The following is a 14,211-nucleotide window of genomic DNA, read 5'->3' on the forward strand; positions in this document are numbered from 1 at the left end:
GGATTATGGGTATGCCTGACGTTATTATAATCAATTATGTTTCGTTTTGCTCGTCATCCGTCATCTCAATATCTTTGATTTTTATCTCAAGTTCTAAATGGGTAATAAACCCGCCGCCATCAACCGTATGAACAACTATACTTATCACCCACTGGTGACTATCAATGGTCGGTTTAAAACCAGTTACCGTGACGGGCATTTCAGGATAAAGGTCTGCGCGCCCCTCGGCTAAGGTGATATTAAATTCTGCTACGCCCCTTTGTAATTTTGACCATTTGGCCGCGGCGGCTCGCTTGGCTGATTGCTCGTTTTTAAAGGTTTGTCGCATCACAAAAACATTCCCCTCTACGCCCTCGATGTAATCGCCCTCTTTTTTGCTCGACTTCTCTTTTTTAGGTTTTTGCTGGCGTTTAAGATTGGTTTTCTTTTGTTTGCCGTAGTTCAAATCTAGCCAATAGGCTTGTACGCCAGTGTACGCTTGCCGGTCAGCCAATCGGAAATAATGCCTATCCCCACTTTCCCGCATGAGGGTAATGACGGACAATGGCTTGCCGCTTTGCGTGACTCCCTGATTAGGCAAAATAAATAACAGACTGCCATTTTTAATGGTGGCTATCGCGCCGAGCATTTCAGCCATAGCGCGCCATAAAAACTCAATCAACGTACTTTTACCAGAATCAGGCTCACCGCAAATTTCTTTTAAAAAAAGGCACTCGCCCCGAGTGCCTTTTGACTACAACTCACTGAATATAAAGTAAATTACACCTATTCAGCGGTTCTGGTACTTGTGCGGATTAGGTAATCAAAGGCGCTAAGTGCGGCTTTGGCCCCTTCTCCGGCTGAAATGATAATTTGCTTGTAAGGGACTGTTGTGCAGTCACCTGCGGCAAAAATGCCTTTTACGCTGGTTTCATTACGTGCATCAATTTCAATTTCGCCCATGCGGTTTCTTGCGACAGTGTCACCTAACCAATTGGTATTTGGCAATAAACCGATTTGTACGAATGCACCTGCAACCTCTAAAGAATGCACACTTTCATCTGTACGATCTTTATATTCAAGGCTAGTCATTTTGCTACCATCACCTTTAACTTCAAGGGTTTGTGCATTCACAATAATATCGACATTTTTCAGGCTACGTGCTTTTTGCTGTAACACAGAATCGGCTTTTAGCTCTGGAGCAAATTCAAGTACCGTTACATGGTCAACCACACCCGCTAAATCAATCGCGGCTTCAATACCTGAGTTACCACCACCAATAACCGCAACGCGTTTGCCTTTAAATAATGGGCCGTCACAGTGTGGGCAGAATGTCACCCCTTTGGTACGATACTCTTGTTCGCCCGGAACGCCCATGTTTCTCCAGCGCGCACCTGTCGAAATGATAATACTGCGGGATTTTAAAATACCACCAGAAACGGTTTCGATTTGGTGTAAACCACCGACTTCAGCAGCAGGGATCAGTTTCGCCACTGATTGACCATCAATAACATCAACATCATAGCTATCAACGTGGTTTTTCAACGCGCCCGCAAAAATGGCACCTTCCGTTTTGATAACAGAAATATAGTTTTCAATATCAACCGTATCCATCACTTGGCCGCCAAAGCGTTCACCGATAACACCAGTGCGGATACCTTTACGTGCAGTGTAAATTGCTGCGGATGCCCCCGCAGGTCCACTACCAATGACTAATACTTCAAAAGGTTCGCGCTCCGTCAATGACTTAGCAGCACGCGCATCGGCATTGGTATCAACCTTGCTGACAATTTCACTTAATGTCATGCGGCCTTGGCCAAATTCTTTACCATTTAAGTAAACCGCAGGAACCCCCATCACATTACGCTCATCAATTTCATGTTGGAAAAGCGCGCCGTCAATTGCAGTATGGCTGACATTAGGGTTTAAAACTGCCATTAAGTTTAATGCCTGAACAACATCCGGGCAGTTATGGCAAGATAATGAATAATACGTTTCGAACTGGAACTCGCCTTCGAGGCCTTTTACTTGATCCAGTAACTCTTGCGCTTCTTTTGATGGGTGACCACCAATTTGTAATAATGCCAGCACCAAAGAGGTAAATTCGTGTCCCAGTGGCGACCCTGCAAAACGCAAGCCGCTATCAACACCTGGGTTAGTAATTAAAAATGATGGCGTTCTTATCGCACTATTGCGTTCTTCACGCACACTCACTTTGTCAGACAGCGATGCAATTTGGTCGAGCAATTGCTTAATTTCGTTTGATTTTTGGCTGTCGTCTAAATTGGCAACTAATTCAACGGGTTTAGTTAAACGTTCTAAATAGGCTTTTAATTGGGCCTGTAAATTGTTGTCGAGCATGTAATCCCCTTTAATTTTAATCATAAAATCGGGTACATATACCCGTCATACTGCAAGTTACAGGCAAGGCATCATTGCACTAAACGCCTGTAACTCGAGTCATCTAATAATCAATCAAAAGATTAATTAGATTTTGCCGACTAAATCTAAAGATGGAGACAATGTTGCATCACCTTCTTTCCATTTAGCTGGGCAAACTTCACCTGGGTGGCTTGCAACGTATTGAGCAGCTTTCACTTTACGCAGTAAATCTGCTGCATCACGGCCGATACCTTCAGCAGTGATTTCAATCGCTTGGATGATACCTTGTGGGTCAACGACGAATGTACCACGGTCTGCTAAACCTTCAGCTTCACGCATATTTTCAAAGTTACGTGTTAATGCGCCTGTTGGGTCACCGATCATTGCATATTTAATTTTACCGATAGTGTCTGAGCTTGCGTGCCATGCTTTATGGGTAAAATGTGTGTCGGTAGAAACAGAAAAAATTTCAACACCTAATTTTTGGAATTCTTCGTAATGGTCTGCAACGTCACCCAGTTCAGTTGGGCAAACAAACGTAAAGTCAGCTGGATAGAAGAAGAAAACACTCCATTTACCTGCAACGTCTTTTTCAGAAACTTCGATGAATTTGCCGTCTTTAAATGCTTGGTTAGTAAATGGTTTGATTTGAGTATTAATTAATGACATATGATGTTCTCCTGTTTGGTTGCCTATTAAGTTACTGTTTTGCAGTGACTTAATCCAATCAGTACGCGCTATCGATTTGATAGGTACAATCTAATCATTTATTAATAATTGATAGGTGATGCATTAAAACGCTTACTGAGATATTCAGCAAGCGTTTTATTTTTAAGAGTGCAATTTAGGAAGGTATTAAGCCATTGTGGCAATGGTTTTGCGAAAACGAATTAAGGCGAGTGTAAAGAACACGCTTCCGATGACCAGTAAAATTGCAAACTGGGACCAAACAATCTGGAAACCTGCTCCGCGATACAAAATAGCCTGTGCAAGGCTCACAAAATGGGTTGTCGGCATCGTTAACATAATATCTTGCACTAATTGCGGCATACTTTCCCGCGCCGTCATCCCACCAGAAAGCATATTCAATGGCAATAATACTAAAATCATTAATAACCCAAACTGTGGCATTGAACGGGCGATTGTCCCCATAAAAATACCTATAGATGTTGTCGCAAAAAGACTTAATGCAACACCACACATAAAGAGCAAAATCGAGCCTTCGATAGGGACTTGCAACAGTGTTTTCACCACCAGCATCAATGAAACTCCTGAAGCAATCAGCACCACCAATCCCATTGACCATATTTTAGACATCATGATCTCAAAAGGCGTCAATGGCATCACCATTAGGTGCTCAACCGTGCCATGCTCTCGTTCACGGATCAACGCTGCCCCCGTTAAAACAATCGATAACATGGTGATATTATTGATAATTGCCATCACTGAACCAAACCACGATTGAGTTAGATTAGGGTTAAAACGCATCCGCACTTCCAAATCAACGGGTAGGCTCGCATTACTGCGATATTTTGCTAAGAACTCATTAACCTCACCAAGGGTAATATTTTGAATATAGCTGTTCCCTAAAAACGCTTGGCTCATACGAGTTGCGTCAATATTCACTTGAATTTCAGGGCTCCTCCCTGCCAAAACATCACGTTGAAAATTGGGCGGAATATCTAAGGCGAAAGTATATGACCCTCGATTGAGCAAGCCATCGATTTGGTCAGGTGTGATATCCGCAGGTGGTAAAAAGTAAGGGGCATAAAAGCTATTGATAATACGGTTAGATAACTGTGATTTATCTTGGTCTGCAATAGCAATCGGCGCATTGTGCAATGAGCCTGGCGTTACCGTTGCAGATGAGTAAATCGAAACAGTAAAGGCGAAAACAATCAACGCCAGCATCGCTTTATCACGCCCTAGACTCCGTAACTCTTTGACACCTAAATTAAAGATATTTTGGATTTTACGTATCATCATTAGGACTCCTGTTTTTTCAGGAACAACACGCTCAGCCCGATGACGAGAGGAACCGTAATCAACAACGGGATAAATGATGCCTGTAAATCAAACAAGTTAAGGCCTTTGGAGAAAGTCCCTCGCGTAATAGTGAGAAAATGTGAGGTTGGATAAACCATACCCACCCAACGCCCCATTCCCTCTAATGAAGACACTGGGTCAATCATTCCAGAAAACTGAGTTGCGGGGATTAATGTGATGATCGATGTACCAAAAATGGCTGCAATCTGGCTTTTCATAAAGCAAGAAATCAACAAGCCAATCCCTGTCGCAATACTAACGTACAAAAATGCAGCCAAGGTTAGCGTTAAAAAGCTGCCTTTAAATTCCACACCAAAAATATACACCGACAAAATACAAAGCAGTACGAAGTTAAACATCCCTAATAGAATATAGGGGAGCTGTTTACCCAGTAAAAACTCTAATTTGGTGATCGGGGTGACATAAAGGTTAATGATTGAACCGAGCTCTTTTTCACGTACCACGCTTAGTGCACTTAACATGGCTGGGATCATCATTAATAACAATGGGATAACAGCAGGTACAATCGCGGGTAAGCTGCGTACATCTGGATTATAACGGTACCGTGTTTCTATATCGATAGCAGGCATACCTGCTACGCCTACAGGTTGGCGTGCTGCCATGGTACTCAACCATGCGAGGTGCATCGCTTGTACATAACCACGAACTGTCTCTGCGCGGTTTGGCATCGCGCCATCTATCCAAACACCGATTTTTACATTATTACCACGGGCAATATCTCGAGCAAAATTCGGTGGTATTTCAATCGCAACCGTAATTTGCCCGCTGCGCATGCCCTCTTCGAGTGCGTCATAATCTTGAAGAGGAGGCTGTTCAATAAAATAACGGGAACCTGCAAGGTTTAACGTATAACCTTGGCTTAGGCCTGTCTGGTCACGGTCTAACACAGAAAAACGTAAATTTTCAACATCCATACTGATCCCGTAGCCCATAATGAACATCAGGATCACCGTACCAAGTAAAGCAAGCGTCGAACGAACGGGGTCGCGCCGTAATTCCATCCCTTCACGAATGGAATAGCTGAATAAGCGACGTAAACTAAAGCGTTTTTTCAATGCTTCCGTGGCTTGTTCTTTGAGTTCAGGGTCAACATGGAACTCAGGTGCAGTTTCTGTTCCTTGCCCTGCATCACCGACTGCATCTTGTAAATAAGCAATGAACGTTTCTTCAAGTGTCGCCAAACCTCGCTTTTTGGTGAGGTTTGCAGGGGTATCGCAATCAAGCACTTTACCTGCGTGCATTAGCGATATACGGTCACAACGCTCTGCTTCGTTCATAAAGTGCGTGGAGATAAAAATTGTGACACCGTCACGTCTCGATAAATCCACCATCAAATTCCAAAACATGTCTCTGGCAACAGGGTCAACTCCTGATGTAGGCTCATCCAGTATTAACATTTCTGGTTCGTGGATTACGGCAACCGCTAAGGATAAGCGCTGACGTATACCTAATGGTAAATCATCAGGCATAGTATCCCTGACTTCATCAAGCTCAAACCGTTGGCACATGTCATCAACACGACGCGCAATTTTGTCTTCTGGAATATGGAACAGTTTTGCGTGTAGCACCAGGTTTTGCTCCACACTCAGTTCGCTGTACAGGGAAAACGCTTGTGACATATACCCAACACGTTTACGTGTTTCGATATCCTTCGGGTCAATCTCCTGCCCAAATAGCCACGCCTGACCTTCACTGGCCTGCAACAACCCGGTCAGCATCTTCATGGTTGTTGATTTACCACATCCATTTGAACCTAAGAAACCAAAAATCTCCCCTTTTGGAATTTTAAAATTCACGTGATCAACAGCAACGAAGTTACCAAAGCGCATGGTTAAATCCTGCGCTTCAATCGCGATAACGTCATCTTTCGAGGTGTCTCTCGGCGGGATGATGACTTTTTTGTGACCACTGCGTTTTTCTTCTGGCAGTAACTCGATAAAGGCCGCTTCGAGATCATCACATTGTGTTTGGGCTTTTAACTCCGAAGCATGGCCTGTAGCTAGCACTTTTCCATCATCCATCGCCACTAGCCAATCAAACCGCTCCGCTTCTTCCATGTAGGCAGTTGCTACTAATACGCTCATATTAGTTTGACGCAGGCGAATACGATCAATTAAGTCCCAAAATTGGGCGCGGGATAGCGGGTCAACCCCTGTGGTCGGCTCATCAAGAATTAATAAATCAGGATCATGGATTAATGCACAACATAGCCCGAGTTTTTGTTTCATCCCACCAGATAACTTGCCTGCAGGTCGGTCTTTAAATGGTGCTAAACCCGTGCTTTCGAGCAAATCCTGAATGCGGTACTCCCTTTCTGCCTTTGATTGCCCAAATAAGCGCCCAAAAAAGTCCACGTTTTCATAAACCGATAACGTATGGTAGAGGTTTTTACCGAGCCCTTGCGGCATGTAGGCAATGCGTGGGCATACTGCACGACGGTGATCAACATCATTCATATCACCATCAAGTACAATCACATTCCCTTGCTGAATAGCCCGCGCTCCCGCTATTAATGAAATTAAGCTGGATTTCCCCACGCCATCTGGCCCTATCAACCCCACCATCTTGCGAGCTGGAATCGAAAGCACAATGTCATCCAATGCACAATTTTCACCATAATGCTGGCTGACATGCTGTATATCAATGATCACATCATCCATCAGTTTATTGGTCATTGTGGTAATCTCACCTCAAGTTCAGCGGGCCAAGATTCATTGGGGTCTAAACGCACATAAGCTTTACCCGGTAGACCAGTTTTCACATATTCAAGGTGCTGCTCAAGTAATTCAGGGGAGATACGCGCACGAACGCGGAACATTAGTTTTAAGCGTTCATTTTGTGTTTCAACAGTTTTGGGTGTGAACTGGGCAACGCTAGCAACAAACGTGGTTTTTGCGGGAATAACAATATTGGGGGCGGCATCAAGAATAATATGTACATCACTTCCCAGCGCCACTTTCCCAGCATCTTCAGTTGGTAGGAAGAAAGTCATATATACATCACTTAAATCCACCATATTCAATACGCGACCACCCGCTCCAAGGACTTCCCCTGGCTCTGCGACACGGTATTGAATGCGCCCATTGCGAGGGGCTTTTAAAATACTGTCATCTAAATCAGCCATAATACGGCGTTCTGTCGCCGTCGCGGCATCAACTCGGTTTTTAGCTTGGACAATACCCGCTCTTGCAGAGTCAATCGCAGATGTTGCCGCTGCAACTTGTGCTTTTGAGGCTTCTAATGCAGCACGAGAGCCCTGCATTTGCGCAGTATCATCATCAACCTGTTGTTGAGATACAGCTTTAGTTCTTACCAATGCTCTTGAACGATTAAGGCGTTTTTGCGCAGCATCAAGCTCCGCTTCGCGTTGGCGAACCACTGCTTGAGCTGCCACTTTTTCACTTTTGCGTTGAGCAAGCCCAGACTCTGCAGTAGTTACAGCACTAATGGCTTGGCGTAATTGAGCTTGTACTTCATGGAGTTGTTCTTGGAGCGCCCGAGTATCCATACGAGCGAGTTCTTGCCCTTCTTTGACAAAATCCCCTTCTCTTACGTTAATGGTTTCAATCCGACCAGCAGTTTTCGTTGCAATATCAATCTCTGTCGCTTCTATGCGCCCATTACTTTGCGCAAAACCAGCGGGTAACCCACTGGAATTAACGCTCCAATAATAAAAACCACCAGCAGCAATAATGAATATTAAAACGATGTAAAAAGATATTTTCTGCTTATTTATTTTCATACCATCCCTTTTCCATTAAATGAGAAAACAATGAACAACAATTATTTTTATTAACCTGGTGAAATTAATAAAGGCATATAACTGTTAATATGCGAAATAAATACGGCTAAATACAAAAAAAGAAAATTATATTTTTAAAATAAGCTAAATCAGTGTCATTGCTGTTCAACCATCAGCTATCTATCTAATTTAACGAAAGTTTATCAAAATTTAGATTAAGTAGGGTTGCCTTGCATCACAAAAAAACAGAATAAATTAACAAATTTCATCAGAAGGCATTAATTGTACAACTTTAGATTAAAAAATATAAAAACAAAGCCAGTAAGTTTATTACTGGCTTTGTTCATACAAGATTTATATTCGTTTAACTATTCGTTGTATTTGCAATTAGCGTGCAAACTCTGCGATGGTTTTTTCATCCATACGGTAACGTACCCACTCATCTTGTGGCTGTGCACCGATGCTTTTATAAAAATCGATAGCGGGCTGATTCCAGTCTAAAACACTCCATTCAAGACGTTGGCATTTTCTTTCTACGGCTAATACAGCGATATGTTTTAGCAGTTTTTTCCCTGCACCTGCACCGCGAAAATCGGGAGATACATATAAATCTTCTAAATAAATACCGTTATTCCCTAACCAAGTTGAATAGCTAGTAAAGAAAACCGCATACCCTGCGGGTTTATCATCCACATAACAAATAAGGGCTTCTGTTTTAGAATCTGCACCAAAGAGTGAATTTTCGATATCAGCAACACTGGCCTTAACTTCATGGCGGGCTTTTTCATACTCTGCTAATTCAATGATCATCTCTAAAATCAATTTAGCGTCTTTCACTGTTGCTGGCTTTATTTCTACGTTCATTTGCGACTCTCTTGTTATTTGAGCGGCAATTTTATGCCTTACGCCTCGAACGCCCAACAGTTAGCAATTTAATTCATATAACCCCACGTGATATAAGCGAGGTTTATACCTGTTTTCTTACTTATAACGATAAGAATTATGAAAGAACGCATTTCTGGGTTTTGATCTCCCCACTCAGTTTGTTATGATGCGCGCATTGTTCAACCTAACGAAAAATAAGGAGGCTAATTTATGCTGTTGTGTGATCTTATCGAATACTCACACTTCTTTGGTAATCGCCAGAGCTCAGGCTTTCACAGTTTTATACTGCGATAACCCTGCCTGAGCGAAGCCGCAAAGAGATCTTCCCTCAGCTTACTGGGTTGTCGTTATGACTATCCAAGGCATTGGCGTGCCTAAAATTTGAGTAAGCTATGAGCACATTATTATCTGTAAAATCATTAAATTACGACATTTCTACCAACACACTGTTAAATGATGTTTCATTCACCTTGCAGCAAGGCGACCGCATCGGGTTAATTGGGCACAATGGCAGTGGCAAAAGTACCCTATTAAAACTACTTACCCACCAGTTATCCCCCAACAGTGGTAGCATTATCTACGCAAACCACTGTGTCACGGCGTATATCGAACAACATTTACCCGATGATGTTGCCCATATGACACTCATCGATGCGCTTGTTCAAAAAATTCCAGAACAAGACAAAATCGCTGAACGTTGGCGGGCTGAAGTATTACTGTCTGAATTAGGTTTTACTACCCAACAATGGGAACAAAAAGCTAATGAAATTAGTGGAGGGCAACATACGCGCCTTTTGCTAGGCCGCGCATTGATTGAACAGCCTGATTTATTATTGCTAGATGAACCGAGTAACCACTTAGACTTACCTACCCTGATTTGGTTAGGGAATTTCCTTCAGTCTTGGAAAGGAAGCTTTGTACTGGTTTCTCACGACCAAGCTTTACTTGATAAGGTCACTAACTGTACGTGGGTTTTACGTGATAAATCATTACATTTCTATCGGTTACCATGCAGTGAGGCACGCCTTGCCCTGGCCGAAAAAGACATTACCGATGAAAGACGTAATCAAGCGGAACAAAAAGAGATTGACCGTATCGCCTCCAGTGCCAAACGTTTGGCAATTTGGGGCCATGTATATGATAACGAAGGGCTATCTCGCAAAGCGAAACAAATGGAGAAACACATTGATAGGCTTAAAGAGACTCAAACAGAGCTCACTGAAGGTTATCAATGGAAGTTGGCATTAAATGGTAAATCGATTCCTGCCGACCGTGTTTTAGAGCTCGAAGGCACTGAGGTTTCAACGCCGACGGGTGAAAATTTGTTTAAAACTGCGTTTCATCAGGTAAAAAGCGGTGACCGTATCGCGATTATGGGGGCAAATGGTTGTGGTAAATCGACACTGTTGCGCCTACTTTGGCAGCATTATCAACAAGATTTACGCTATACCAAACACCTGAAGTTTCATCCAACTATTCGCGCTGGATATTATGACCAGCAATTAGAACAATTGAATGATGACGATAGCCTATTGGACGCACTACGTCCTTTTGCCTCTATTACGGATGAACAGCGCAAAATGGCGCTTATTGGTGCTGGATTTGCCTATTCGCGCCACCAACAAACCGTGGCAACACTCAGTGGCGGTGAGCGTGCAAGGCTGCTTTTTATTGGTTTAAGTTTGGCCCAGTATGAACTTATTTTATTGGATGAGCCAACCAACCACCTTGACCTTGAAGGAAAAGAGGATCTGAGTGAAGAAATTAGCCAATTTTCAGGGGCATTACTGGTCGTCAGCCACGACAGATGGCTGATTGAAAATAGTTGCCAACGTTTTTGGTTTATTGATGAACATCAGTTAGTGGAATACCTGAATATTGAAGATATTTATCATAAAATCGAGCAACAAGCGCAATTGTTACCGCATAATCATCCTGACGATGTTGAATACAGTAATGCAGTAAATGTTCACCCAAAGGTTATTTCTCATGAGGATGAATTGTTAGAGAACTTATTGGTTTTAGAGGAAAAATTACACGCTGATAAGCAACGTAAATTAAGTCACCAAAAGCCACAACTCCAGCAACAATGGATTGATGAAATAGCGCAGATACAGGCCCAATTAGGATTATAAATTTAACCCCTGATTACTCTTGTAGTCAGGGGTTTTTAATCAAGCAGAGGATATGCAAAGTTTACAAAATAATTATATTTTTAGTTAAAACCATGCAATTCATTTCAGACAGCAAAAATAGATTTATTTTTAATATGACCTATCTTCACACCATTAAAATACATGTAACAGTTTAATATTAAAGAAAAACATAGCCAAAACACACCAGAATTAATGCTTCTAAACGATTCATTTAACCTCATGATAGATCGAAACTATTTAAATAGTTTTGGGGAACTACTTTTAAACATTCATAGAGTCAGATTAATCAAACTTCTTGATTCACACCCTAACTTTACTGTATATAATTACAGTTATGTTTCACTGTATAAAAACCCTGTCAATTTAATCTGCGAAGGAGTGTTTTATGGTTACCATCAAGATCCGCTTTAATAGCAATAAAAAAGGTAAATTACCTACAGGTACTTTTGAAGCATTAAGAAATGAAATAACCAAAAGATTAAGTGCCAAATACCCCGATCTAAATATCGATATAAACTGGAGCACTCAAGATAATGTCTCTATTGATGGTCTTGGGAAGAATGAGAAGAAAACTTATATTGAAGAAACACTGGAAGAGATATTTATCGATGGTGATTGGCTTCCTGAAACCCAAGAAGCCGAAGTGGAATATTTTGATAAGTGATCTAGGTGCGCCAACTACTCGAGCTCGCGCATTAGTTTTTATTACTGCTCTGTCTATAAACTACTTGCTTAGTCTTGTTTCGTTTGAAGCCTGTATGATTTTTTGTAAAATACCCTCTCACCCTAACTAACTTTGCAACTGGACTGATTGAGAGGAATATGAGAAATAAATCTGTTGGTAACCTTATAAAAAATAAACGGTTAGCTAAAAATATTTCAACTAAAGAGATGGCGAAACACTTAATTGCCTCTGAAGCAAAGTATCTACGGTATGAAAGTGGTGAGGTATCCGTATACCTCAATGACTTACTCATAATAGCTGATGTTCTTGATGTGAGCCCTCAAGAAATAATAAATGCATATAGTAAATGAAGCCACAATAATGTGGCTTTAATTTGATAACAACTATATATTCATATTGCTATCTGTTGATTCTTGAATAAATTCTTCATCTAACTGTTCAAAAAATTCTCTAACATCAACGTTTAATACTTTTAACGCTAATATCAGTGTATCTATATCAATTTTATTTATCCCTCTCTCATAGCGGTACAATTGTTGCTCGCTCTTGCAATCTATGAGCTGAGCAAATTGAAAAAGCTTATAACCAGATCCTAGTCTTAACTCTTTAATTTTTTTCCCAATTAATACCGTATATGTATTTTTAGCAATCATTCATGCGGCTCCATTCAAATAATGCTCTTGCTGTAAGCAAGATCGGTTTAATGCTCCCTTTAATAAGTATATTAAAAGGGGTATTTTTATTCACCGCACAATGATACGTTTCAATATTTACTTTAAGGAGATATTATCTTTTTAACTCTATTATCAGGTATTATACAATCGAATATAATATTGCTAAATTTATTCGACTTTCTGGTCTGCTCTTTCTGCTTCTTCAGCAATACGTTTAACTTCTTCTTGTGCTAATCGCTCTGCTTCTATCTTAGCGAGTCTCTCAGCTTCAGCTTGCTTTTGATTGTAGAGTGAGTTAGGTGGCATTTCGACACGCATGTCTATCCAACGGGATTCGGGTACGTCACACGCCTCGTAGTTTTCGAAGTAAACAGGCACGCCTTCTTCATCAAAGTGCTTAATGCGCTTGTTCTGGAAACGTTCTGGCATGTCCGCGTTCTGTTGGTGAAAAACAAAAACTTCAATATCGCCGTCGGGTCTCACCTCATAATCAATGAGGACCATATTTTTACCGTTGTGGTCCTGAGGAATGACAAAGCCGTTATTGATACCCCATGCACCATCGGCATTAAAACCCACAACACCTTTAATGAGGTAATGACCAACACCAAGATGTTCCATTTCAACGCCCTCAGATTCGTCGTTTAACTCAATGTCATCAGCAAAGAGTTTCACAATCGGTGATGCTGCTTTTAAGTTACCATTAGCATCTTTTGTGGTATTGGCTGTCGAGTAGCTTGTTGCCCAATTAGACCAGCTTGTGCCATCAAAATATTTTTCATATGTAATATTTGTATTGCCATAGCAGATTAGTTTTCCCTGTGCCCCATGTTTTATATACACGTAATCAGCATAGGAAACGCCTGCTGGTTTGTTAATTTCGCTAGCGCCCCCACGGTAAAATCCTGTGCTTACAGTTTTAAAGAACTCCTGTAGGTCTGCACCTTGTGTTATTTGAACAGCAATACTGCCAAGCCCAAAATCACCAACTTGCATTAATGTGCCAGCTGAATTTGGAATAATATGTGTTTGCCACGCTCCGCCCATGTTTCTACTTTTAATTACAGCTTCATTTCCACTGCCGCTTATTTGCACACCGGATCCGCCATCCTTATAGGCTGTTATTTCACCTTGATTTGTTTGTATTGCCCCTGTTGCTTTTATTGCTCCGTTTACATCCCCGCCCGCTTTATCAAACTTCCCATCTAGCTGCTTATCCATTTCTTTTGCAGTGCGTAAATTGACTTTTGTTCCATCTGGGGCAGTCATTGAAACGGTGCCCTCAAGGGTCATAAATGCATTCGCAACATCCCTTGCCTGCATATTCGAGGTATTCAGTGCGACCATATAGTTTGTTGCTGAAGATACTGAATTAACCATCGTTGTTAAAATAACGTATTTCGCATCTTTAACAGCCGCATGGAACGGGAAATTAAGCGTGAGTGCCGTGTCCGATTCAATTGATTGAATACTACTGTTATAGACAATGCCACCTACAACAATTTGAATAACCTGCTGGGGCTGAATGCCATTAATATTCTCTTTCCACTTTGTACCGGTGCCCACCAGCTTATTACTGTTTGCAGTTATTGTGACTGTGCCGATGTTATACATATTGATTCTCCGAAATTTAGATACAAA

At 41.6% G+C, this 14,211-nt stretch carries 11 protein-coding genes and 1 pseudogene; 3 read left to right on the plus strand and 9 right to left on the minus strand.

The features are described 5' to 3' along the window. Nucleotides 1–34: 34 nt before the first annotated feature. The 7 genes and pseudogenes from J6836_RS07480 to J6836_RS07510 form a co-directional block, all read right to left on the minus strand. A pseudogene (locus tag J6836_RS07480) lies at nucleotides 35–679 on the minus strand (phage late control D family protein); the annotation flags it as partial. 86 nt (nucleotides 680–765) lie between these two features. Beyond that, nucleotides 766–2,340: an alkyl hydroperoxide reductase subunit F gene (gene ahpF / locus J6836_RS07485; protein ID WP_219248148.1), complete on the minus strand. Its 1,575-nt coding sequence runs from the start codon at nucleotides 2,338–2,340 to the stop codon at nucleotides 766–768. A gap of 126 nt (nucleotides 2,341–2,466) precedes the next feature. Beyond that, entirely contained in the window at nucleotides 2,467–3,030 is a 564-nt protein-coding gene (ahpC, locus tag J6836_RS07490) for an alkyl hydroperoxide reductase subunit C (protein ID WP_206084249.1), read from the minus strand. A 186-nt stretch (nucleotides 3,031–3,216) separates the two neighbouring features. After that, complete coding sequence (locus J6836_RS07495; RefSeq protein ID WP_219249430.1) at nucleotides 3,217–4,341, minus strand: ABC transporter permease; 1,125 nt, start codon at nucleotides 4,339–4,341, stop codon at nucleotides 3,217–3,219. Between the two features lie 5 nt (nucleotides 4,342–4,346). Next, complete coding sequence (gene rbbA / locus J6836_RS07500) at nucleotides 4,347–7,103, minus strand: ribosome-associated ATPase/putative transporter RbbA (RefSeq protein WP_219248150.1); 2,757 nt, start codon at nucleotides 7,101–7,103, stop codon at nucleotides 4,347–4,349. Next, nucleotides 7,100–8,170: an HlyD family secretion protein gene (locus J6836_RS07505; RefSeq protein WP_219248152.1), complete on the minus strand. Its 1,071-nt coding sequence runs from the start codon at nucleotides 8,168–8,170 to the stop codon at nucleotides 7,100–7,102. The genes rbbA and J6836_RS07505 overlap by 4 nt, the downstream gene beginning before the upstream one ends. A 387-nt stretch (nucleotides 8,171–8,557) precedes the next feature. Then, a complete protein-coding gene (locus J6836_RS07510) occupies nucleotides 8,558–9,034 on the minus strand; it encodes a GNAT family N-acetyltransferase (protein ID WP_219248154.1) in 477 nt (158 codons plus the stop codon). Nucleotides 9,035–9,447: 413 nt separating this feature from the next. On the opposite strand from J6836_RS07510, the gene J6836_RS07515 reads away from it, so the two are divergent. The 3 genes from J6836_RS07515 to J6836_RS07525 all read left to right on the plus strand — a co-directional run bounded on the left by J6836_RS07515 (nucleotide 9,448) and on the right by J6836_RS07525 (nucleotide 12,246). After that, nucleotides 9,448–11,190: an ABC-F family ATP-binding cassette domain-containing protein gene (locus J6836_RS07515; RefSeq protein ID WP_219248156.1), complete on the plus strand. Its 1,743-nt coding sequence runs from the start codon at nucleotides 9,448–9,450 to the stop codon at nucleotides 11,188–11,190. A 406-nt stretch (nucleotides 11,191–11,596) separates the two neighbouring features. Then, nucleotides 11,597–11,875 (plus strand): DinI-like family protein, encoded by a 279-nt coding sequence (locus J6836_RS07520; RefSeq protein WP_211889594.1) that lies wholly within the window; start codon nucleotides 11,597–11,599, stop codon nucleotides 11,873–11,875. Nucleotides 11,876–12,033: 158 nt separating this feature from the next. Continuing rightward, entirely contained in the window at nucleotides 12,034–12,246 is a 213-nt protein-coding gene (locus J6836_RS07525; protein WP_219248158.1) for a helix-turn-helix domain-containing protein, read from the plus strand. Between the two features lie 33 nt (nucleotides 12,247–12,279). On the opposite strand, the gene J6836_RS07530 is transcribed toward J6836_RS07525, so the two are convergent. Beyond that, a complete protein-coding gene (locus tag J6836_RS07530) occupies nucleotides 12,280–12,549 on the minus strand; it encodes a helix-turn-helix domain-containing protein (protein ID WP_219248159.1) in 270 nt (89 codons plus the stop codon). Between the two features lie 189 nt (nucleotides 12,550–12,738). Continuing rightward, a complete protein-coding gene (locus tag J6836_RS07535; protein WP_219248161.1) occupies nucleotides 12,739–14,184 on the minus strand; it encodes a phage tail fiber protein in 1,446 nt (481 codons plus the stop codon). Nucleotides 14,185–14,211 lie beyond the last annotated feature (27 nt).

It is taken from the genome of Providencia sp. R33 (genome assembly GCF_019343475.1).
GTDB lineage: Bacteria > Pseudomonadota > Gammaproteobacteria > Enterobacterales > Enterobacteriaceae > Providencia.

What these genes read in the sequence shown, in the direction of transcription:
- ahpF (WP_219248148.1), bottom strand. Translation starts at nt 2,340, where the DNA reads ATGCTCGACAACAATTTACAGGCCCAATTAAAAGCCTATTTAGAACGT.
- ahpC (WP_206084249.1), bottom strand. Translation starts at nt 3,030, where the DNA reads ATGTCATTAATTAATACTCAAATCAAACCATTTACTAACCAAGCATTT.
- rbbA (WP_219248150.1), bottom strand. Translation starts at nt 7,103, where the DNA reads ATGACCAATAAACTGATGGATGATGTGATCATTGATATACAGCATGTC.
- J6836_RS07505 (WP_219248152.1), bottom strand. Translation starts at nt 8,170, where the DNA reads ATGAAAATAAATAAGCAGAAAATATCTTTTTACATCGTTTTAATATTC.
- J6836_RS07510 (WP_219248154.1), bottom strand. Translation starts at nt 9,034, where the DNA reads ATGAACGTAGAAATAAAGCCAGCAACAGTGAAAGACGCTAAATTGATT.
- J6836_RS07515 (WP_219248156.1), top strand. Translation starts at nt 9,448, where the DNA reads ATGAGCACATTATTATCTGTAAAATCATTAAATTACGACATTTCTACC.
- J6836_RS07520 (WP_211889594.1), top strand. Translation starts at nt 11,597, where the DNA reads ATGGTTACCATCAAGATCCGCTTTAATAGCAATAAAAAAGGTAAATTA.
- J6836_RS07525 (WP_219248158.1), top strand. Translation starts at nt 12,034, where the DNA reads ATGAGAAATAAATCTGTTGGTAACCTTATAAAAAATAAACGGTTAGCT.
- J6836_RS07530 (WP_219248159.1), bottom strand. Translation starts at nt 12,549, where the DNA reads ATGATTGCTAAAAATACATATACGGTATTAATTGGGAAAAAAATTAAA.
- J6836_RS07535 (WP_219248161.1), bottom strand. Translation starts at nt 14,184, where the DNA reads ATGTATAACATCGGCACAGTCACAATAACTGCAAACAGTAATAAGCTG.